Annotated in this window: 13 protein-coding genes; all 13 read left to right on the top strand. The window is 72.0% G+C overall.

The window, feature by feature from the left end:
* Positions 1–142: 142 nt before the first annotated feature.
* The 13 genes from dhbA (at position 143) to ACXIZN_RS14500 (ending at position 21758) form a co-directional block, all read left to right on the top strand.
* Complete coding sequence (dhbA, locus tag ACXIZN_RS14560; RefSeq protein ID WP_457954991.1) at positions 143–892, top strand: 2,3-dihydro-2,3-dihydroxybenzoate dehydrogenase; 750 nt, start codon at positions 143–145, stop codon at positions 890–892.
* 136 nt (positions 893–1028) lie between these two features.
* Entirely contained in the window at positions 1029–2225 is a 1197-nt protein-coding gene (locus tag ACXIZN_RS14555; protein WP_457954990.1) for an isochorismate synthase, read from the top strand.
* Positions 2222–3844: a (2,3-dihydroxybenzoyl)adenylate synthase gene (locus ACXIZN_RS14550; RefSeq protein ID WP_457954989.1), complete on the top strand. Its 1623-nt coding sequence runs from the start codon at positions 2222–2224 to the stop codon at positions 3842–3844. Before ACXIZN_RS14555 ends, ACXIZN_RS14550 begins: the two co-directional genes overlap by 4 nt.
* The gene (locus ACXIZN_RS14545) at positions 3841–4512 is read left to right on the top strand and encodes an isochorismatase family protein (RefSeq protein ID WP_457954988.1); all 672 of its coding nucleotides are present in this window, start codon (positions 3841–3843) and stop codon (positions 4510–4512) included. Before ACXIZN_RS14550 ends, ACXIZN_RS14545 begins: the two co-directional genes overlap by 4 nt.
* On the top strand, positions 4509–4742 hold the full coding sequence (locus ACXIZN_RS14540) for a phosphopantetheine-binding protein (RefSeq protein WP_034306095.1): 234 nt from the start codon (positions 4509–4511) through the stop codon (positions 4740–4742). Before ACXIZN_RS14545 ends, ACXIZN_RS14540 begins: the two co-directional genes overlap by 4 nt.
* Positions 4739–5593: a siderophore-interacting protein gene (locus tag ACXIZN_RS14535; RefSeq protein WP_457954987.1), complete on the top strand. Its 855-nt coding sequence runs from the start codon at positions 4739–4741 to the stop codon at positions 5591–5593. The genes ACXIZN_RS14540 and ACXIZN_RS14535 overlap by 4 nt, the downstream gene beginning before the upstream one ends.
* A 29-nt stretch (positions 5594–5622) precedes the next feature.
* Positions 5623–6624, top strand: coding sequence for an ABC transporter substrate-binding protein (locus ACXIZN_RS14530; RefSeq protein WP_457954985.1), 1002 nt, complete (start codon positions 5623–5625; stop codon positions 6622–6624).
* Positions 6621–7604, top strand: a complete 984-nt coding sequence (locus ACXIZN_RS14525) for a FecCD family ABC transporter permease (protein WP_457954984.1) — start codon at positions 6621–6623, stop codon at positions 7602–7604. Before ACXIZN_RS14530 ends, ACXIZN_RS14525 begins: the two co-directional genes overlap by 4 nt.
* The gene (locus ACXIZN_RS14520) at positions 7601–8632 is read left to right on the top strand and encodes a FecCD family ABC transporter permease (RefSeq protein ID WP_457954983.1); all 1032 of its coding nucleotides are present in this window, start codon (positions 7601–7603) and stop codon (positions 8630–8632) included. Before ACXIZN_RS14525 ends, ACXIZN_RS14520 begins: the two co-directional genes overlap by 4 nt.
* Entirely contained in the window at positions 8629–9405 is a 777-nt protein-coding gene (locus ACXIZN_RS14515) for an ABC transporter ATP-binding protein (RefSeq protein WP_457954982.1), read from the top strand. The genes ACXIZN_RS14520 and ACXIZN_RS14515 overlap by 4 nt, the downstream gene beginning before the upstream one ends.
* Positions 9399–19352, top strand: coding sequence for an amino acid adenylation domain-containing protein (locus tag ACXIZN_RS14510; protein ID WP_457954981.1), 9954 nt, complete (start codon positions 9399–9401; stop codon positions 19350–19352). Before ACXIZN_RS14515 ends, ACXIZN_RS14510 begins: the two co-directional genes overlap by 7 nt.
* Entirely contained in the window at positions 19349–20755 is a 1407-nt protein-coding gene (locus tag ACXIZN_RS14505; protein ID WP_457954979.1) for a DHA2 family efflux MFS transporter permease subunit, read from the top strand. Before ACXIZN_RS14510 ends, ACXIZN_RS14505 begins: the two co-directional genes overlap by 4 nt.
* On the top strand, positions 20742–21758 hold the full coding sequence (locus tag ACXIZN_RS14500) for a 3-deoxy-7-phosphoheptulonate synthase (protein ID WP_457954977.1): 1017 nt from the start codon (positions 20742–20744) through the stop codon (positions 21756–21758). The genes ACXIZN_RS14505 and ACXIZN_RS14500 overlap by 14 nt, the downstream gene beginning before the upstream one ends.
* Positions 21759–22150: the final 392 nt, after the last annotated feature.

Raw genomic sequence — 22150 nt, 5'->3', positions numbered from 1 at the left:
CGGACGGGACGCACCACGGCATTTTTACCCGCTCCCGTCCAGTCGGAGTGTCCCGAATCACCGGTGTCGGTCCCTCGCTTTGTCCGGATCCGCCCGCTAGCTTAGGCAAGGCTAAGCAAATGGAACGGGGGGTGGTTGTGGCGTGGAAGGGATCGAGGGCAAGGTCGCACTCGTCACCGGAGGCGCGCGCGGGATCGGGGCGGCCGTCGTGGACGGGCTCGCCAGGGCGGGTGCGATCGTGGCGTCGGTGGACCTGTCGGAAGGCACTCCCCGGGACGGGGTGACTCCGTTCGTCGCGGACGTCGGCGACCCAGCCGCCGTCGCGCGGGTCGTCGCCGAGGTCGAACGCGAACTCGGGCCGATCGGGATCGGCGCGTCCGTCGCGGGTGTACTGAAGCCGGGGTCCGTCTGCGACACGAGCGACGAAGATTGGGCGGCGACCTTCGCGGTCAACTCCACCGGTGTCTTCACCGTGCTCCGCGAGATCTCCCGCCGCATGGTGCCCCGCCAGAGCGGGGTTCTGGTGACCGTCGGGTCGAACGCGGCCGGAGTCCCGCGCAGCGGGATGGCCGCGTATGCCGCGTCGAAGGCGGCCGCGACGATGCTGACCCGCTGCCTCGGGCTCGAACTCGCCGGGTCCGGCATCCGCTGCAACATCGTCTCTCCCGGCTCGACCGACACCGATATGCAACGTCTACTGTGGACGGACGAGAACGGCGCGGACCGTGTCATCGCGGGGAATCCGGAGCAATACCGTGTCGGCATACCACTGGGCCGGATAGCCGAGCCCGTCGATATCGCCGACGCCGTCCTGTTTTTGGCCTCCGATCGCGCGCGGCATATCACGATGCAGAACCTGTACGTCGACGGCGGGGCCACGCTTCGCGCGTGATCTCGATGACGCAACGAAGACTTTTCGGGTCCGTACGATTAGGTTAGGCTAACCGAAAAGTCGCAGTCGGCGCTTGGGTACTGGGGTGTCACCAGCGCCTGTTCGGTCAGTAGTATTCGCGAAAGGGAATCCAGTCGTGTCCTCACCTGCACCGGCCCGACCAAGGCCGGTCCACCAGGCGGCCGATCTGCTGGCGGCGTACCTGCCCGGATCGTTCTACTACTCGTCCGCTCGAGGATCGCTTCTCGCCGACGGGGTGTATTCCCCGGTCCACGCAGTGCCGGGCAAACGTGCCCGTGCCGCCGCCGAAGTCCTCGACGCCGCGCTCGTGGCGGGAGTGACCGAACCCGTGGTGGCCGGGGCCATCGGCTTCCGGCCCGACGCGCCGAGCAGCCTGGTGGTACCCGCCGTGGTGCGCCGGGCAGGACCACCGAAGGCGAGTGGTCCGGTCGCCCCGCTCGGCGGTGCGACCTGGTCGGTGTCGCCGCGACCCGCGCCGGAGGTCTACACCACCGCGGTCGCCAAGGCGCTGGACGAGATCCGCGACGGTGACCTGCGCAAGATCGTGCTGGCCCGCTGCCTCGACGTCACCGGTGGCGACCCCATCGCCGTGCCGCGGCTGCTGGCCCGTCTCGTCCACGCGGACCCGGCGGCCCACGCGTTCGCGGTCGACGTCAGCGCGCCGGGGGATCCCGCGCCACGCACCCTGGTCGGTGCGAGCCCGGAACTGCTGGTCTCCCGCCGCGGCCGGGTGGTGACGGCGAACCCGCTGGCCGGGTCACGGCCGCGGGTGGCCGACGACGCCGAAAACGCCCGCCGGATCGACGATCTGCTGGCGTCCGAAAAGGACCGTGCCGAACACGCCCACGTCGCCGCCCAGGTGGCCGAGGTGCTGGGCCGGTTCTGCGACGACCTCGACGTCCCCGCCCAGCCCGAGGTGATCGGCACGCCCACGATGTGGCACCTGTCGACCAGGATCAGCGGACGGCTCGCCGACCCGGGCGACGCCGGTTCGTCCGCGCTCGGGCTGGCGGAAGCGCTGCATCCGACACCCGCCGTCTGCGGCGTCCCGACCGCGCTCGCCCGCGACACGATCGCCGCGCTCGAACCCGAGGATCGCGGCTATTACGCGGGTCTCGTCGGCTGGACCGACCGGGACGGGGACGGCGAATGGGTGGTCACCATCCGCTGCGCCGAGGTCCGCGACCGCACCGTGCGGCTGTTCGCCGGAGCGGGCGTGGTGGCGGGTTCCGACCCGGTGGCCGAACTCGCCGAGACCGGCGCGAAGTTCGGCACCATGCTGCGGGCGCTCGGCCTGGAGGGGGCGGTATGAACCCCGATCACGTGCCTTGGCCTCCCGAAACCGCCGCGCGCTACCGGGCTTCCGGATACTGGCGCGGCCAGACCTTCGGCAAGCTGCTGACCAGCCTCGCCGAGGCGTACGCCGAGCGCCCCGCCGTGATCGGCGAGAACGCCCGCTGGACCTTCACCGAACTCGACGAGCGGGCGCACCGGCTCGCCGCCGGGTTCGCCGGTGCCGGGATCCAGCCGGGCGACCGGGTCGTCGTGCAGCTGCCGAACGTGCCCGAGTTCGCGTCCGTCGTGTTCGCACTGTGGCGGGCGGGCGCGTTGCCGGTCTTCGCGCTGCCCGCACACCGGGCGAGCGAGCTGCGGCACTTCGCCGAGCAGAGCGAGGCCGCGGCGATCCTGACCGTCGGCGAGCACGAGCGGTTCGGCCACGCGGCCATGGCGCACGCGGTCGCCGCCGAAAGCCCTTCGGTGCGCAACGTCTTCGTCGTCGGCACGGAGGAATTCGCCGTGCTCGAAGCGGCGACTCCGCGCGCCCTGCCGGATCCTGATCCCGCCGGGGTCGCGTTCCTCCAGTTGTCCGGCGGAAGCACCGGGCTGCCCAAGCTGATCCCGCGCACGCACGACGACTACCTCTACAGCGTCCGGGAGAGCGCCCGGATCTGCGGCCTGCGTCCGGAAAGCGTGTACCTGGCCGCGTTGCCGGTGGCGCACAACTTCCCGCTCAGCTCGCCCGGCCTGCTCGGGGCGCTGCACGCGGGTGCGGCCACGGTGTTCGCGCCGCGTCCCGACGCCGACACCGCGTTCCGGCTGATCGAGGCCGAAGGCGTGACGATCACCGGGCTCGTGCCGCCGCTGGCCGCCGCGTGGGCGCAGGCGGCCGCGCGGACCACCCGCGATCTGTCCTCTTTGGACGTCCTGCTGGTCGGCGGCGCCAAATGCGCGCGCGAGCTGGCCGAGAAGATCGGGCCCGCGCTGGGCTGCCGTCTGCAGCAGGTGTTCGGCATGGCCGAGGGACTGGTCTGCTACACCCGGCTCGACGATCCGGACGAGTACGTCCTCGCGACACAGGGGCGGCCGATCTCGCCGGACGACGAGGTCCGCGTCGTGAACCCGGACGATCCTCTGTCCACTTCGGACGATGTGGTCGCACCGGGCGAGGTCGGCGCGCTGCTGACCCGTGGCCCGTACACGATCCGCGGTTACTACCGCGCGGCCGAGCACAACAAGACCGCGTTCACCGAGGACGGCTTCTACCGCACCGGCGATCTCGTGCGGCAGCACCCGTCGGGACACCTCGAAGTCGTCGGCAGGGCCAAGGAACAGATCAACCGCGGCGGCGAGAAGGTGGCCGCTGAAGAGGTCGAGAACCACCTGATGGCCCACCCCGGTGTGCTCGACGCCGCCGTCGTCGCGGTCCCGGACCCGTATCTGGGCGAGCGCACCTGCGCCTACGTCGTCCCCGCTGCCGGTGCCGAGCCCGCCGCGGCGGAACTGCGCCGGTTCGTGCGCGAACGCGGCGTGGCGGCGTTCAAGGTGCCCGATCTGGTCCAGGTGGTGCCGGAGTTCCCGGTGACCGGGGTCGGCAAGACCAGCAAACGCGAGCTGCGGGCGGCGCTGGCCGCCTTGGCGAAGGAGAAGTGAGAGTGTCACTGCCCAAGATCGAGCCGTACGGCCTGCCGACTGAGGCCGAGCTGCCCGCCGGGCGGGTCGGCTGGAAACCCGACCCCGGCCGTGCCGCGCTGCTGGTGCACGACGCGCAGCGGTACTTCCTCGCGCCGTACGAGGGAGCCCCGATCCCGGAGATGGTCGCGAACATCGCCGCGCTGACCGACGCCGCCCGCGCCGCAGGGGTCCCGGTGTTCTACACCGCGCAGCCCGGTCACCAGGCCGCCGAGGACCGCGGACTGCTCACCGAGTTCTGGGGTGACGGGATTGGCGCCGTCATCGACGAAGACCCCGCCGCCGCCGATGTGGTGCCCGAACTCGCCCCGAAGCCGGGTGACACGGTGCTGACGAAGTGGCGCTACAGCGCGTTCCAACGCAGCACCTTCACCGAGCAGCTCGCCGAAGCGGGCCGGGACCAGCTGCTGATCACCGGCGTCTACGCGCATATCGGCTGCCAGGCCACCGCCGTCGAGGCGTTCATGCGCGACATCCAGCCGTTCCTCGTCGGCGACGCGGTCGCGGACTTCTCCCGCGAGCGCCACGACCAGGCCTGCGAGTACGTCGCCCAGCGCTGCGGCGCATTGACCACCACGGCCGCCGCGCTCGCCGCGCTGGCCCCGATCCACGCCGGAGCACAGGGATGAGCCTCAGTGTCGAGAAGATCCACGCCGACGTCGCCGAGCTGCTCGGCTGCGATCCGGCCGAGCTGAAGCCGGAGACCGACCTCACCGATCTCGGTCTCGACTCGATGCGGATCATGGGTCTCGTCGAGCAGTGGCGCACCGAGGGCGCCGACACCCTGGAGTTCGCCGACCTCGCCGAGCAGCCGACCCTCGGTCACTGGACGCAGGTCCTCACCGGGAGTACCGCGTGAGCCGCGCCGACCATCGCCACCGGCACCTCGAACGCATCGCCGAGGTGCGCGAGGGAGCGCACGCGGAGAAGGTCCCGTACCCTATCCGCGTCCGGCAGGCCGAAGTCGTCCGTACCACGATGATCGGTTCCGGACTGCTCCGCGTCACCCTCGGCGGCCCGGGAACCGCGGGCTTCGAGGCGCATTCGCCCGACGAGCACGTGAAGGTCCTGTTCCCTGAGCTGGATCCCGAGCCGAAGCTGCCGGTCCAGGACGGCGACATGCTGCGCTGGCCGAAGCCCTCGCCGACGTCGCGCGAGTACACGGTCCGCCGGTACGACCCGGCTTCCGGGGAACTCGACCTCGACGTCGCGCTGCACGAGGGCGGGCTCGGTTCCGGCTGGGCGGAGAAGGTCACTCCCGGCACTCCGGTGCACGTCGCCGGTCCGCCCGGTGGGCTGATCGTGCCGCATACCTACGACCGCTACCTGCTCGCCGGTGATCTCACCGCGCTGCCCGCGATCGCGCGCTGGCTCGAAGAGCTGCCGCGCACCGCCGCGGGCTGGGCGTTCATCGAGGTCGCCGACGCGAGCGAGGAGATCGAGCTGTCCGCGCCCGAAGACGTCGAGGTGCATTGGCTGCACCGTGGCGACGTCGCGCCGGGCGCCTCGGACATGCTCGCGCGCGCGGTCATGACGATCGAGGTCCCCGCCGGTGAACGGCTCTACGCCTGGGTCGCCGGTGAAGCCGGGCAGATCAAGCCGTTGCGCCGCTGGCTCAAGAACGACCTCGGGCTCGGCAAGGACGACCACGACGTGACCGGCTACTGGAAACGCGGCGTCGCGGATTTCGACGACGAGCACGACCACTGATCCCCACTCATCGAAGAACGAGGAAATCCATGCGCACCACCAGAACCCGCCGTCTCGCCGGAGCGCTCGCGCTCGCTTTGACGGTCGTGACCGCGGCCACCGCCTGTGGGTCCGGCGACGCCGGGCAGGCGGACGGCGGTCCGACCCGGGTGTTCGCCGCCGACAACGGCCAGATCACCATCCCGGTCTCGCCGAAGCGGGTCATCGCCACCGGTTACGCCGTGCCCGCCCTGCTCGAAGCGGGCGCGCCGCTGGTCGGGGTGTCCAGCTGGAAGCGCGGCATCCCGCTGTTCAACGAGCAGGAGCGCAAGAAGTACGACGAGCTGGCGAAGGTCGCGGGCGAGTCGGCGGCGGAGACGAACTACGAGGCGATCGCGCAAGCGGATCCGGACCTGATCGTCATCGGCGTGCCGAAGCCGGTGCTCGCCGACATCGACATCAAGCGGCTCGAAGCGATCGCGCCGGTCGTGGCCATCGGCCCGTCGGTGCCGTCGATGTGGCGTGAGCTGTCCCGCAAGCAGGCCGACGCCGCCGGCGCCACCGCCGGGTTCGACGCGCTCAAGACCGCGTACGACACCAAGGCCAAGGGGCTGGCCGAGAAGTACAAGGCCGTGCTGCCGCAGCTGAAACTGGGCCACGTCGGTGCCTACGGCGAGGTCGCCAAGGGCAACTTCCAGCGTGAGTTCAACGGTTCCTGGGGCACCAACATCGCGCAGGACGTCGGCGCCACCTACTACGGCCAGGTCAAGGTCAAGGGCGGCGGCTCCAAGGACGTCAGCGAGTACCCGTCGATCGAAGAGCTGTCGACCGCGTTCGCGCAGGCCGACGCCATCACCTACTCGGTCGCCGCCGACGGTTCCGTGCCCGCGCCGGTCAAGTACGTCCTCGACTCGCCGCTGTGGAAGGAACTCCCCGCGGTGAAGGCGGGCAAGGTCTACCCGTTCCGCTACACCGAGGCCGCCACCTACCGGGCCGCGACGTCCACTTTGGACGCCGTCGACCAGGCGTTCGCGCCGCTGCTCAAGCAGTGACCACCACCGGGCGGTCCGCGCTGCTCGGCGCCGCACTGCTCGGGCTCGTCGTGGTCGCCGTGCTGAGCGTCGGCGTCGGCGCGCACGCCATCGCCCCCGGCGAGGTCGTGCGCGCCCTGCTGGGCGACGGGAATCCGAGTGACCGGGCCGTGGTCCTGGACATCAGGATGCCGAGGGCGGTGCTGGCGATCGGCGTCGGCGCTGCGCTCGCCGTCGGCGGTGTGCTCGTGCAGGCCTTGTCCCGCAACGCCTTGGCCGAACCCGGCGTGCTCGGCGTGACCGCCGGGGCCGGGTTCGCCATCGCGGTGGGGTCCTCGTTCGGGCTCGCCGCGTCGGCGCCCCTGGAGCTGGGCTTGGCGGTGGTGGGCGCGCTCGGCGCTTCGGCGCTGGTGTACGCGGTCGGCAACAAGTCGCCGCTGCGGCTGGTGCTCGCCGGGACCGCGTTGAGCGCCGTGCTGCTGGGGCTCACCCTCGGCCTGCGGCTGCTGTTCCCCGACACCTTCGACGTCTACCGGTTCTGGTCGGTGGGTTCCCTGGCGGGCCGTGAACAGGCGCCGACGACGGTCCCGCTGATCATCATCGGCCTGTCCCTGCTGGGCGCGTTCGCGGTGAGCCGCCAGCTGAACGCGATCGCGCTCGGCGAGACGGTCGCGCACACGCTCGGCGCGAACGTCGCCAGGGTCCGGACGATCACCCTGCTGCTGATCACGCTCATGGCGGGCGCGGCGACCGCGCTGGCCGGGCCGATCCTGTTCGTCGGGCTGATCGTGCCGCATCTGGCCCGGCGGGTGGCCGGCGCGTCGATCCCGTGGCTGATCGCGTTCGCCGCGCTGCTCGGCCCCGTCCTGATGCTGGCCGCGGACGTCGGCTCCCGGGTCCTGCTGCCGACCGGCGAGGTCCCGGTCGCGATCGTGACCGCGTTCCTCGGTGGCCCGGTGCTGATCTGGGCCGTCCGCAAATACGGGGCGGCGCCGCTGTGAACACTGTGAACGCACTCGTCCTGCGGCGCGGGCGGTTCTCCGCCCGGATCGAACGCCGCACCCTCGTCTTCCTCGTGGCGATGCTCGTGGTCATCGCCGGTCTGACGCTGCTCGGGCTCTGTTACGGCGCGGCGTGGGCCAGTCCCGCCCGCGTGTTCGCCGCGCTCACCGGTTCCGGCGGCGGCCCCGGCGTGGTCATCCGCGAATGGCGGCTCCCACGGGTGATGGCGGGGCTGGTGTTCGGCGCCGCGCTCGGCCTGGCCGGGGCGATCTTCCAGAACATCACCCGAAACCCGCTCGGCAGCCCCGACGTGATCGGCCTCGACGCCGGCGCGTACACCGGCGCGCTGTTCGCGATCACCGTGCTTTCGGGGACGTCCACGCAGCTGACCGTCGGTTCGGTGCTCGGTGGCGTGATCACGGCGGCCATCGTGTACGCGCTGTCGCTCGGCGGCGGGCTGTCCGGGCTGCGGCTGATCGTCATCGGTATCGCGATCAACGCGATGCTGACCGCGCTCAACTCGTGGATCGTGCTGCGCGCCGAACTCGAGATCGCGATCGCGGCCGTCGGCTGGAACGCCGGTTCCCTCAACGGGATCGGCTGGGACGACGTGGCGATCCCGTTCGGCGTGCTCGCGGTGCTGTTCGTCGTGCTGTTCACCAGGGCGCCGGCGTTGCACCAGGCCGCGCTCGGCGGCGCGCTGGCGGTCACCACCGGAGTCCGCTGGGACCGGCTGCGGCTGGCGCTGGTGCTGATCGGGGTCGGCTGCACGGCCACGGTCACCGCCGTCGCCGGTCCGATCGCGTTCATCGCGCTGGCGGCCCCGCAGATCGGGCGGCGGCTGGCCCGCACGCCCGGTATTTCCCTGCTGCCCGCCGCCCTCACCGGCGCCGTGCTGCTGACCAGCGCCGACCTGGCCGCCCAGATGCTGCTCGCACCGGAAGCGCTGCCGGTCGGCGTGATCAGCACCGTGATCGGCGGCGGCTACCTGATCTGGCTGCTCACCAAGGAGGTGCGGCGCACATGAGTGCCCGCTTGACCGCCCGGGACCTGACCCTGCGCTACGGCGACCGGGTCGTGTCGACCCGGCTGAGCCTCGACGTGCCCGACGGCGCGTTCACCGCCGTCGTCGGACCGAACGCGTGTGGCAAGTCCACCCTGCTGCGCGCGTTCGTCCGGCTGCTGCGCCCGTCGGACGGCGACGTCCTGCTCGACGGCAAGGACGTCGGTTCCTTCCCCGGCAAGGGGTTGGCGCGGGAACTCGGGTTCCTGCCGCAGGATCCGGTGGCACCGGAGGACGTCCGCGTCCGGCAGCTGGTCGCGCGCGGCCGGTTCCCGCACCAGTCGCTGTTCGCGTCGTGGTCCGAAGAGGACGAACGCGCGGTGATCGAGGCGATGACCGCGGCCGGGGTGGCGGGGCTGGCCGACCGGCCGGTGCAGGAGCTTTCGGGCGGGCAGCGCCAGCGCGTGTGGGTGGCGCTGGTGCTGGCGCAGAAGACGCCGTACCTGCTGCTCGACGAGCCGACGTCGTTCCTCGACATCGCGCACCAGTACCAGCTGCTGAGCCTGCTGGCGCGCCTGCGCGACGAAAGCCGCACGGTGATCGCCGTCCTGCACGACATCAACCAGGCCTGCCGCTACGCCGACCACCTCGTCGCGCTGCGGGACGGCCGGATCGTCGCCGAAGGAGCGCCCGCCGACATCGTCGACGCCGAGCTGATGAAGGAGGTCTTCGATCTCCCCAGCGTCGTCGTGCCCGACCCGGTGACCGGAACCCCGATGGTGGTACCCACATGCTGAATCTCACCGGTGCCCAGCTGGGCATCTGGACCGCGCAACGCCTCGAACCCGACTCGCCCTACTACGTCGTCGGTGACGTGATCGAGATCGCCGGCGAAAAGCCGGTCGACGTCGCCGTCCTGACCGAGGCGATCCGTGCGACCGCCGAAGAGGCGGACAGCCTGCGGTTGCGCGTCTTCGAGACGCCGGACGGGCCACGTCAGGTGGTGTCGGACGACGAGATGCCGCTGCCGGAGATCGTGGATCTGCGCGGTGAGGCCGATCCGGTGGCCGCCGCGCACACGCGGGTGGACGCCGAACGCCGCCGCGTCGCCGAGGCTTGCCGCGGCATGGTCGAGCGGCCGTTGTTCGCCCACCTCGTGCTGCGGCTGTCCGACTCGCAAGTGTGGTTCACCCAGCTCGGGCACCACCTCGTATTCGACGGCTACACCGCGGCGATGCTCGCGCGCCGGACCGCCGCGCGTTACACCGCTTCGGTCCAGGGAAAGGACGTCCCGGCTTCGACGTTCGGCCGGTTCGCCGATCTCGTCGAGGCCGATCGCGCCTACCGCGAGAGCGAACGGTTCGCCCAGGACCGCGAGTACTGGCGGGAGCGGCTCACGCCGTTGCCGGAGCTCGACGACGCCGGAAGCGCGTCGGGTCCGCCCGACCACACCGTGACCGCACGCGCGGTCCTGCCCGCTACGGACGTGGCCCGGCTGCGCGAGCTGGGAAAACGTGCCGGGACGACCTGGGGCGACGCGCTGATCGCCTGCTACGCCGCTTTCCTGCACCGCGTGCTCGGCTGGACCGACGTCGTGTTCGCGATGCCGTTGATGTGCCGCGAAGGAGCCGCGTTGCGGACTCCGGCGATGGCGGTCAACGTGCTGCCGCTGCGGGTCGGCGTGCTGCCGCAGGACACGGGAACCGAGCTGACCGCACGGGTCGCGGGCGCGCTGAAGGAGATGCGCACGCACCAGCGGTATCGCGGTGAGGACCTGCCCCAGGATCTCGCGGTGCCCGGCGCCGGGGCGCTGCTGCACGGCCGGGGTATCAACCTCAAGGCGTTCGACCTGAAGCTCGACTTCGCGGGCTCGCACGGCACGATGCGCAACGTCGCGGGTGGGCCGCCGGAGGACATGGGCCTGTCCGTGCTCCCGACGTCGGACGGCGGGCTGCTGCTCGGTTTCGAGGTCGACGCGCGGACCCACGACCAGGCCGCCGTCGCCGCCAAGCTGACCGCGTTGCGCTGCCTGATCACCGCGCTGACCGAACCCGACGGCCCGGCCATCGCGGCCGCCGACCTGGTGCCGCCGGGGGAGCGGGACACGCTCCTCGAAGCGTGGACGACGCCCGCGCCTGACACCGAACTCCTTGGCGTACCTGAACTTCTCGACCGCCTCGATCCCGAGCAGACCGCCCTGGTCTTCGGTGAAGAACGGCTGACCGCGGGCGAACTCGTCACGCGGGTCCACCGTCTCGCCCGGGCCTTGCGCGCACGCGGTGTCGGAACCGACGACGTCGTCGCGCTGGCCCTGCCACGGTCCGCGGATCTCGTCGTCACCCTGCTGGCGGTGCTCGACGCCGGGGCCGCCTTCCTGCCGCTGGATCTCGCCCATCCCGTCGAACGGCTGCGGGAACTCGCCGCCGAGGCCGGCGCGGTGCTCACCGTGACCCACGAGCCGGAGATCGTGCCGGGGCCTCAGCTGGTGCTCGGCGAGACCAATCTGTCCACACTGGACTCTTCGTCGCTGGACATTCCCCGCCATCCGGAAGATCTCGCGTACGTCATCTTCACCTCCGGCTCCACCGGCCGCCCCAAGGGCGTGCTGGGCCGGGTCGGCGGACTCGCGACGCTGCTGCGCCACCACCGCGCGACCACGGTCGCCGAGACCGAACGCGCCGCGGGCAGGCGGCTGCGCGTCGCGCACACCTACTCGTTCGCCTTCGACTCCGCGCTCGACCAGCTGATGTGGCTGCTGTTCGGGCACGAACTCCACGTCTACGGCACCGACGTCGCCCGGGACGCCGACGAACTGCTGGCCGCGTTCGCCCGCGACCGGATCGACGTCGTCGACACCACGCCGTCGATGGCCGCGCCGCTCGTCGACGCCGGACTGCTCGACGGCCCGAACCCGCCCGCGCTGCTCGTCCTCGGCGGCGAGGCCACTCCGCCGGCGCTGTGGCGCAAGGTCGCGGAGTCGGGTGTCCGCGCCCGCAACATGTACGGCCCGACCGAGGCCACTGTGGACGGTGCCGGATCCTGGCTGGACGACGGCGAGCCGACGATCGGCACCGCGGTGCCGGGGACGGCGGTCCGGGTGCTCGACGCCGCGCTGCGTCCCGCGCCGGTGGGAACACCGGGTGAGCTTTACCTCGCGGGGCCGCATCTCGCGCGCGGCTACCTCGGGCGCCCTGGCGCGACCGCAGAACGGTTTGTCGCCGACCCGTTCGGCGCGCCCGGCGACCGGATGTACTGCACCGGCGACCTGGCCCGCTGGGTGCCCGGTCGTGGTCTGGAGTATCTGGGCCGCCGCGACGGCCAGGTGAAGGTGCGCGGCCATCGTGTCGAACTCGGCGAGGTCGAGGCCGCGCTGGCAGCCGTTCCCGGCGTGCGGGCGGCCGCCGCCGCGGTGCGTGGGCCCCGGCTCATCGGCTATGTCGTCGGCGAGGTCGTGCCGGACGAGGTCCGTGCGGAGCTCGCCGCGCGCGTGCCGGAGCATCTCGTGCCAGCCGCGGTCGTCGTTCTCGACGCACTTCCGTTGACCTCCAACGGAAAGATCGATCGTCCCGCGCTGCCCGCCCCGCGCGCGGCGGCCGGAAGGACCGCCGCCACCGAACGCGAACGGCTGCTGTGCGCGACCATCGCCGAGGTGATCGGCGTCGAAGAAGTCGCGGTCGACGACGACTTCTTCGCGCTGGGCGGCGACAGCATCACCGCGATCAGCGTCAGCAGCAGGCTGCGCGCGCACGGCCTCGACCTGCGCCCGCGTGACCTGCTCGCCCGCCGAAGCTTCGAGGCGCTGGCCGCGGCGAGCGCGGAGATCGGCGCCCCGGCCGCTCCGCCGGACGAGCCGGTCGGCGTGGTGCCCGCGCCGCCGATCGTCCGCGCCCTGCTCGACCCGCACCCGGACGTCGCGACGATCGCCGGGTACACGCAGTGGACCGCGCTCCGGCTCGACGAGGATCTTCCGCCCACCCTGCTGATCGAGGGCGTCCAAACGCTCCTGGACCACCACGACGTCCTCCGTCTGCATTCAGAGGACGAAATGCGGGTACGGGAACGCGGCACGGTGAAGGCGTCCGACGTCGTGGTCGAGACGACCGGGGAACCGGCCGAGGTCGCGGCGGAACTCGCGGAGTCCCTGGATCTCCGGACCGGGGTGCTCAAGGTCGCGTTGCTGCCGGACCACCTCGTCATCGTCATTCACCATTTGGCGATCGACGGGGTTTCGTGGCGGGTGCTCCTGCCGGATCTGCGCGCCGCGTGCGCCGGTGAGCCGCTCGAACCGGTCGGCACCTCCTGGCGGCGGCACGCGCTTCTCCTGGCGGAGCAAGGCACTTCGGGCGCTAGGCGCGTTGAACTCGACCACTGGCGCGCCGCGCTCGACGGCCCGCGCCTCGGCCACCGTCCGCTCGACCGGACCGCCGACACGGTCGCGACCGCGCGGCGTTCGGTCACCCTCGCCACCCCGGAGCAGACCGACGCGGTGCTCACCGCGTTGCCCGCGGCCTACCGCGCCGGGCCGGACGACGTGCTGCTCGCCGCGCTCGTGCTCGCCCTGCGGTCGTGGCGTGGTGCCCCGGCCGAGGCCGAAACCGTGTCCCTCGAAGGACACGGCCGGGATCGAGACGGCCTGGATCTCTCGCGCACCGTCGGCTGGTTCACCGCCGAGCACCCGCTGCGGGTGCCCGCCGGCGCGGTGGCGGCGACGACGGACTTCGACAGCGCGCTCACCGGCGGTGACGCGGCCGGAAAGCTCCTGCGGGCTGCGAAAGAAGCGAAACGCGCGGTCCCGGACAACGGCGTCGGCTTCGGCGTCCTGCGGTACCTCGATCCGCTGACCAGGGACGAACTCGCCGCCGTCCCACCGCCGGACGTCGTCCTGAACTACCTCGGTCGCTTCGCGGCACTGCCGGGCACCGGCTGGCGACTGCCGGAGGAAGACCCGTTCGCGGTCACCGAACCGGATGCCAAGTCACTGGAACAGGTGCTGGCGCTGAACTGCTTCGTCCGCGAGGACGGCCATCCCCGGCTCGCCGTCGAGTGGACCGCGGCGGGCGAGGTCCTGCCGCCGGAAAGCGTCGAGGCGCTCCAGGAAGCGTGGTCACTCGCCCTCGAAGCGATGGCCGCCCACGCCACCAGGATCGGACCGGACGGCGGCGGGCTCACGCCGTCGGACCTGCCGCTGGTCGGCCTCGACCAGGCCGATATCGACACGCTCGAACGCCTCGGCCGTGTCGAGGACGTCCTGCCCGCGACCCCGTTGCAGACCGGGCTTTCGTTCCACACCCTGGCACGCGGTACCGAGGACACCGACGTCTACGTGGTGCAGGCCGTCACGCTGCTCAGCGGCGCGCTCGACGCGGACCGCATGCGCGAAGCAGCGGAGGAGGTCCTGCGGCGGCATCCCGCGCTGCGTGTCCACCTGCACACCACCGACGCGGGTGAGGTCGTCCAGGTGGTCCCCGCCGGGGTCACGCTGAACTGGCGGTTCGCGCAGGTCCCACCGGAGCAGGTCGAGGCCGAGTGCCGCGCCGAACTGGCCCGGCCCTTCGATCCGGCGACCCCGCCGCTGATCCGGTTCCTGCTGCTGACCCTCGGCCCGGACGAGCACCGCCTGGTGCTCACGAACCACCACGCGTTGCTCGACGGCTGGTCGATGCCGCTGGTCGGCCGCACCCTGCTGGCCACCTACGCCGAACTCGGCGGTGGTCCGGCGGCCCCGGTCGCGCCCCCGCTTTCGGAGTACCACCGCGTGCTCGGCGAACGCGACCCGGACGCCGCGCTGGAGGCGTGGCGTGAGGCGCTGGCCGGGCTCGACGAGGGCACACGGCTCGCCCCGGCGAGTGTCGAGTCCACTGTGGACCGCCCGGAACGCGTCACCGTGGAACTGGGCGAGGAGTTCAGCGAACGGCTGCGCGCCTTCGCCCGCGAACGCGGGATCACCCCGACGACGGTGTTCCAGACCGCCTGGGGAGTGCTGCTCGCCAGGCTGACCGGTCGCCGCGACGTCGTCTTCGGCTGCCCGGTCTCCGGACGGCCGGCCGACGTCCCCGGCGTCGAGCGCATGGTCGGCCAGCTCGGCAGCACGATCCCGGTGCGCGTGCGCTTCGACGCCGCCGACACGGCGGCCACCGTGCTCGAACGTGTGCACACCGAAAGCGTCCGGCTCACCGATCACCACCACGCCGGGCTGCCCGACATCCAGCGCGCGGCAGGCGTCGGCGACCTGTTCGACACGATGCTGGTGATGGAGAACTTCCCGCTCTCCAGCCGCGCGCGCACCACGCTGGCCCCCGGCCTCGACCTCGTCGGCGTCGACATCACCGACGCCACGCACTACCCGCTCACGGTGATCGTGCTGCCCGGCGACGAGTTCACCGTCGGTCTCGGCTACCAGCCCCACGCGTTCACCCGCGAGGAGGCCGAGGCTTACGGCCGCTGGCTGCGCGCGGTGCTGTACGAGATCGTGACCGATCCGGCGCGGCCGGTCTCCCGGCTGCGCGCGCTCGACGCCGAGGAAGAACGCGCGATGCTGCGCCTCGGCGAAGGACCGGAACCGAAGCGCGAACGCGGCGGCTTGCTGGAGGAGTTCGGCCGCTGGGTCCGGGAGACCCCGGACGCCGAAGCCGTTGTGTGCCGGGACCGTCGCCTGACCTACGCCGAACTGGACCGCCGCGCCAACCGGCTCGCGAACACCCTGATCGACGCCGGGGTAAAGCCGCAGGACCCGGTCGCGGTCCTGCTGCGCCGCGACGTCGACCTCGTCGTCGCGTTGTTCGGCGTCATCAAGACGGGCGCCGTGCACGTGCCGATGGACCCGGACTACCCGGCCGACCGGCTCGCGTACATGCTGGACGACATCGCGCCCGCCGCCGTCGTGTCCACTTCGGACGTCGACGGCCTCCCGGTGATCGACCCGGCTTCATTGTCCACTGAGGACACCGATCCGGGCGTGTCCTTGTGTGCGGACGCGATCGCGTACGTCATCTACACCTCCGGCACGACGGGCAAGCCGAAGGGCGTGGCGGTGCCGCATCGCGGCGTCCCGAGCCTGATCGCGCTGCAGGAGGACATCGTCGGGATCGGGACCGCCGAACGGTACCTGCATTTCGCCTCGACGAGTTTCGACGTCGCGTTCTGGCAGTTCATGCTGCCGCTGCTGTCCGGTGGCACGTCGGTGATCGCGCCCGAGGAGGTGCGGACCTCCGGCGACGACCTGCTGGCCTACGCCGCCGAACACCGCGTCACCGGGCTCAATCTGCTGCCCTCGTTCCTCTCCGCGATGCCCGACGACGCGACCGTCGACCCGGACGTGTTCTTCGTCGTCGGCGCCGAACGGCTCGACCCGGAACTGGCGCGGCGCTGGGGGAACCGGCGGGCGCTGTTCAACGCCTACGGGCCGACCGAGGTCACCATCAACTCGGTGACCTGGCATTACGACCCGGCCGACCCCGGGCCGCTCCCGATCGGCCGACCGGACCCGGAGGTCCGCGCGTACGTGCTCGACGGCGGGCTGCTCCCGGTCGGGACGAACGTCACCGGCGAGCTTTACCTGGCCGGGCCGAAACTCGCCCAGGGGTACGTCGGCCGCGCCGCGCTGACCGCGGAACGGTTCGTCGCCGACCCGTTCGGGCCGCCGGGGGAGCGGATGTACCGCACCGGGGATCTGGTCCGGTGGCGCCCGGACGGGCAGATCGTGTTCCTCGGCCGCGCCGACCACCAGGTCAAACTGCGCGGGTTCCGGATCGAACTCGGCGAGATCGAGACCGCGCTGACCGCGCACGACGAAGTGCGTGCCGCCGCGGTGATCGTCCGCGAGGACCGGCTGGTCGCCTACGTCGTTCCCGTCGACGGCGCCGAACCGGACCCGGCCGCGCTGCGCGAGTATCTCGCCGCGGAACTGCCCGCGTACATGGTGCCGACCGCGTTCGTGCCGTTGGACCGGCTTCCGCTCGGACCGAGCGGCAAGCTGGACCGCGCCGCGCTGCCCGCGCCGGAAGCCCGCTCCGACGGCGGACGGGAACCCGCCACCCCGGCGGAAGCCGTGCTGTTACGGGTGGTCCGCGAGCTGCTCGGTCCCGATGTCGGCCTGGACGACGGCTTCCTGGACGCGGGCGGCGACAGCATCGCCTCACTGCGGGTCGTCTCCCGTGCCCGTCGCGAAGGGCTGCACCTGACCGCGCGCGACGTCCTCGAAGGCGGCACGGTCGCCGGGATCGCCGCGCGCTGCGGTGAGCCTGAACAGGCGGAGGAAGCCCACGCCGTCGGCGACGCCCCGCTCACGCCGATCATGCGTGATCTGTTGCGACGCGCGGGAAAGACGGCCGACGGGTTCTGCCAGTGGGTCGAGATCTGCGTGCCTTCGGCGGACGACGTCCCTCGCTGGCGCTCGGTGCTCGACGCCGTTCTCGCCCGCCACGACGTCCTGCGCGCGCATCTGGTCGAAGACGCGCTGCGCGTTCCGGACGTCGGTGCCGTGACCGGTGCCGACGTGCTCACCGCCGTCCGTGTGACCGATGATCCGCGCGCGGCGCTGGACACCCACGTCGAGCAGATCGTCGCGCGGATGGACCCGCGCACCGGCCCGCTGGTGCGGGCGGTGCTGGCCGACGCCGGCGACCGTCCCGGACGCTTGCTGCTGGTGGCGCACCACCTCGTCGCCGATGCGGTGACCTGGCGCGTCCTGCTCGACGATGTCGAACAGGCCTTCCACGGCAAGACCCTGCACCGGCGCGGGCAGTCGTTCCTGGGCTGGGCGCGATCGCTGCGCGCCGCCGCACCGCATCGAGAGGACGAAACGCGGTATTGGCACGGGATCGCCGCCGCGCCGGAGAGCACACTCGGCCGCACCCGGCTCGATCCGGCGCGCGACACCGTGGCGACCGCGCGGCATCACCGGCTCGACATCGGCGAGCGCACCACCCACGCCGTGCTCACCGCGCTGCCCACGGCGTATCGCACCGGCCCGGACACCGTGCTGCTGACCGCACTCGCCCGCGCCGTCGCCGCCTGGCGCGGGACCGGCGCCGATCTGCTCGTCGCCGTCGAGAGCCACGGACGTCCGGGACACACGCCGGACTTCACGGGCAAGGTCGATCTGGCGCAGACCGCCGGATGGTTCACCGCCGTGCATCCGGCGCGGATCGCCCCGCCGGCCGGACCGCTGCCGGACGCGCTACGGGCGGTCCGCGATCACCTGCGCGCGGCGGGCGATGGCCTGGGCCACGGGATTCTCGAGGTCGAGGGCCCGCGGCCCGAGATCGCCTGGAACTATCTCGGCCGGTTCCCCGAGGCCTCGGTCGAGGAGCCCCTGTGGCAGCGCCCGCCGGACGCCGATCCGCTCGGTTCGGGTGGCGGCGCGGAGATGCCGCTGCCGTACGCGCTGACGGTGAACGCGATGGTCCCCGACGGTGGCACGCTCGGCGTCCGCTTCACCTGGCCGTCCGCGCTGTTCACCGAAGACGAGATCGTCGTGCTGGGCGAGCACTTCCGGCGTGAGCTGGACGCACTCGCCGCCGACGTGCCGGGACCCGGCGAGATCATGCCGCTGACCCCGTTGCAGGAGGTGATCCTGCGCGAGTCCCGGGCCGCGGACGAAGACCCGTATCCGGTGCAGGCCGCGTTCACGCTGTCCGGTGACCTGGACGTCGAGGCACTGCGGACGGCGGCGGACGCGCTGGTGCGACGGCAGCTGAACCTCGGCGCGGTGTTCCCAGCGTCGCACGAGGTCCAGGTGATCCCCGCCGAACCGCGGGCCGGGTTCCGCGTCCGCGAAGTGTCCCATTTGGACGCGGCGCTGGACGAGGAACTCGCGGAGCCGTTCGACCTGGCCCACGGTCCGCTGTGGAGGGTCACCGTGCTGCGTCATGGGCCCGGCAGGCAGACGCTCGCGCTGACCAGTCACCATCTGCTGTCCGACGGCTGGTCGGCGCCGCGCATCCTCGGCGAGCTGTTCGCGCTGTACGCGGGGAAGCCGTTGCCGGAGCCGGTGCCGCCGACCCGGTACACCCGCCTCCTGACGTCGGCCGATCACTCGGCCGACGTCCGGGCCTGGCGCAGGGAACTCGACGGCCTGCCCGAAGGTGACCACCTGCCGCGTACCGGCGGCTCGGCCGAACCCGCACTGTTCACTGTGGACAGTGCGCTGGTCGCGGAACTGACCAGGCTGGGCGCGGCACGCGGGCTCACCGTCAACACCCTGCTGCAGGGTGCGTGGGCGGCCGTTCTCGCGAGCCACGCCGGACGCCACGACGTCAGCTTCGGGGTGATGACCTCGAACCGGACGTCCGATGTGGACGGTGTCGAGGACATCATCGGCCTGCTGGCGAACAGCGTCCCGGTCCGCGCCAGGTTCACCGGAACGGTCGCCGAGGCGCTCGCCGACCTGCAAACGCGGCAGCAGGCGATGACCGCACACCACCGGATGGGCCTGCCGGAACTCGCGTCGCTGGCCGGGCGCGAGCGCCTGTTCGACAGTCTGCTCGTGTTCGAGAACTACCCGGTGGACCCGGCGAAGCTGCGCGAACCCGCGCCCGGCCTGACCGTCACCGGGACGAGGTTCCGTGAACGCACGCATCACCCGGTGAGCGTCACCGTCGTCCCGGGCGAGCACGGGTGGGAAGGCGTTCTGTACGCGAGGGAGGCCGACGCCCGGTCGCTGGCCGAGGAGCTGGCCGGGTATCTCCGGAAGCTGCCGTCCTGGCTCGACGGCGACGCCGCCGGGTTCGTGGGGGAGCGGTGACTGCGCGCCCGATCGACGCCGCCCTGTGGCGCACGGCCGCCGTGCTGGTGCTCGGCACGTTCATGGCGACCCTGGACAGCACGATCGTGTCGGTCGGCGTCGACACCCTCGCCGACGAGTTCGGCGCGCCGGTCACCGGCGTCCAATGGGTGACGACGGCGTACCTGCTGGCCGTGGTCACGGCGGTGCCGGCGTCCGGCTGGCTCGCCGACCGTTTCGGCGGACGGCGCGTCTGGCTCACCGCCGTCGTCGTGTTCCTGCTGGCGTCCCTGCTGTGCGCGCTGGCGCCGACGCTGCCCGCGCTCATCGCTTTCCGCGTCTTGCAAGGGCTCGCGGGCGGTCTGCTCCCGCCGACCGGCCAGGCGCTCCTGGCGCGGGCGGCGGGACCGGACCGGATCGGGCGCGTGATCAGCGTCGTCGGTCTCGTACCGCTGCTGTCGCCCGTGCTCGGCCCGATGGCGAGCGGCACGATCCTCGCGGTCGCGGACTGGCCGTGGTTGTTCTACGTCAACCTCCCGGTCGGCGTGGTGGCGGTGATCCTGGCCCGGCGCTGGGTTCCGGTGAGCGAAACCGGTGGCAAGGGGGAACGTTTCGATTTCCGGGGCGCGCTGCTGCTTTCGCCGGGGCTCGCCGTCCTGGTCTTCGGGCTCACCTGGTTCGAGCAGGGCACCCCGATGGTCGCCGGGATCGCCGTCGCGCTCGGCGTCGTGATGCTCGCGGCGTTCGTCCGGCATGGTCTGCGCGCCGAAGCGCCCTTGCTGGATCCACGCCTGTTCACGCGGCCGCCGTTCGGGGTCGCCGCGCTGGCTCTGGTCCTGCTCGGCGCGTCGGTGTTCGGCACGATGTTCCTGCTCCCGCTCTACCTCCAGCGCGGCCCCGGACTGTCCACTTGGGACACCGGCTTGCTGCTGGTGCCCCAAGGGATCGGCGCGGCGGCCGGTTCCGTACTGGTGAACCGCCTTGTCGACCGGATCTCGCCGCGCACCCTGGTGCTGAGCGGGATCGGGCTGGTCGCCCTCGGCACCGCGCCGTTCACCCAGCTCGGCCATGGCCTTCCGGATTGGGTCATCGTGGTCTCCCTGCTGCTGCGCGGTTTCGGCGCGGCGATGATCGGCGCACCGGTGATGACGATCGTCTACCGCCGGGTCGAACCCGCCCGGCTGCCCCGCGCCGCCGGGGCGCTGAACCTGCTCAACACGCTCGGCGGCTCGATCGGCACCGCGGTGCTGGCCGTGGTGCTGCAGGCCCGGCTGGCCGCCCGCGGCCCGGACGTCGCCGCGGCCTTCGCCGACGCCTTCTGGTGTGTTCTCGGCCTCGCCGTCGTGGCGGTGGCCGGTGCGACGCGGCTGCCCCGGGCCGGGACGGCCGCCCCCGACAAGGAGAAAGGTCATGCGGATGCTTGACCAGCTGCCCAGCCCGGCCGAGGTGGTCACGACCGGGTTCGTCCCGGAGGAGATCACCCGGCACCGGCAAACCGTCGCCGACGTCCTCTCCCGCCGGGACTCCCGGCTGCTCGTCGTCGTGGGCCCGTGTTCCGTGCACGACACCGACGGAGCGCTCGAGTACGCGAATCGGCTCGCGGAGGCGTCGCGCCGGTTCGCCGACGACCTCGTCGTGGTCCTGCGCGCCTACCTGGAGAAACCGCGGACGATCGCCGGCTGGACCGGGCTGGTGCCCGACCCCACCTTGGACGGTAAGGGCGATCTCGCGTCCGGTGTCCGCGTCGGACGGCGGTTCCTGGACGACGCCGCCGCGACCGGGCTGCCGCTCGCGTACGAGTTCGTCGACCCGTTCCTCGCGCCCTACTTCGCGGACACCATCAGCTGGGGCGCGATCGGCGCGCGGACCGTCGCCAGCCAGCCGCACCGGCAGCTGGCGTCGTGGCTGCCGATGCCGGTGGGCATGAAGAACTGCGTGTCCGGACGGCTGGACACCGCCGTCGCCGCGGTCCGGGCGGCCGCGCTGCCGCACGTGTTCCCGGGCGCCGCCGCCGACGGACGCCCCCGGATCCAGCGCAGCGCCGGGAACCCGGACGCGCACCTCGTCCTGCGCGGTGGCCCGAAACCCAACCATCACGCGCACGCCGTCGCGGACGCCCTCGACGCGCTGACCGCCGCCGGCCTGCCGCACCGGCTCGTCGTCGACGCCTCGCACGGCAACAGCGGCAAGGACCACAACCGGCAGCCCGTGATCGTCGCCGACCTGGCGGACCAGATCTCGGCGGGCAACGACGCACTGGCCGGGGTGATGATCGAGTCGTACCTCTCCGACGGAAGGCAGGACGTCGGCTCCGTACGGCCCAGGCCCGACTTGAGCATCACCGACGCCTGCCTTGGCTGGGAGCGGACCGTGCCGCTGCTGGAATCCCTCGCCTGCGCGAACGCCGTGCGGCGCATCGCCTCGTGACTGGTGAGGCGAAAACAACCTGAAGCACCGCACGTCCCGGTCACACCGCCTGAGCCCACGGGCGGACGGGTGCGTCGTCACGTTCGTGTCGATGCCGAATCCCCGAGACGGGTCCACCTATCGACAGGGTGGCAGTGGGCCACGGGAAAATCCGACTGCCGGTAAGCGGGCCAGCCCGGCGTTCGCCCGTCGTGATGAGCGGGATGAACCCTCGCGCTAACGCGGCCCCGGCCGGCGTCACACCGCGTCACCGCTGGTGAAAGTACTTGTGGGTAGCCAAGTGGCCTGGCTTTGTAACAGCACACGCGCTGTGAGCGATCCGCTACTCTGATCGCCGCGACCGCGTCCGGCCGCGCCGATCGGCACCACAACGCGCCAGGGTGAGGGTTCGA

Source organism: Amycolatopsis sp. TRM77291 (assembly GCF_054166285.1).
Note: the sequence above shows the minus strand (reverse complement) of the source record. Positions and strands in the feature narration are given on the sequence as shown.

What these genes read in the sequence shown, in the direction of transcription:
- ACXIZN_RS14510 (WP_457954981.1), top strand. Translation starts at nt 9,399, where the DNA reads ATGCTGAATCTCACCGGTGCCCAGCTGGGCATCTGGACCGCGCAACGC.
- ACXIZN_RS14540 (WP_034306095.1), top strand. Translation starts at nt 4,509, where the DNA reads ATGAGCCTCAGTGTCGAGAAGATCCACGCCGACGTCGCCGAGCTGCTC.
- ACXIZN_RS14500 (WP_457954977.1), top strand. Translation starts at nt 20,742, where the DNA reads ATGCGGATGCTTGACCAGCTGCCCAGCCCGGCCGAGGTGGTCACGACC.
- ACXIZN_RS14530 (WP_457954985.1), top strand. Translation starts at nt 5,623, where the DNA reads ATGCGCACCACCAGAACCCGCCGTCTCGCCGGAGCGCTCGCGCTCGCT.
- ACXIZN_RS14550 (WP_457954989.1), top strand. Translation starts at nt 2,222, where the DNA reads ATGAACCCCGATCACGTGCCTTGGCCTCCCGAAACCGCCGCGCGCTAC.
- ACXIZN_RS14515 (WP_457954982.1), top strand. Translation starts at nt 8,629, where the DNA reads ATGAGTGCCCGCTTGACCGCCCGGGACCTGACCCTGCGCTACGGCGAC.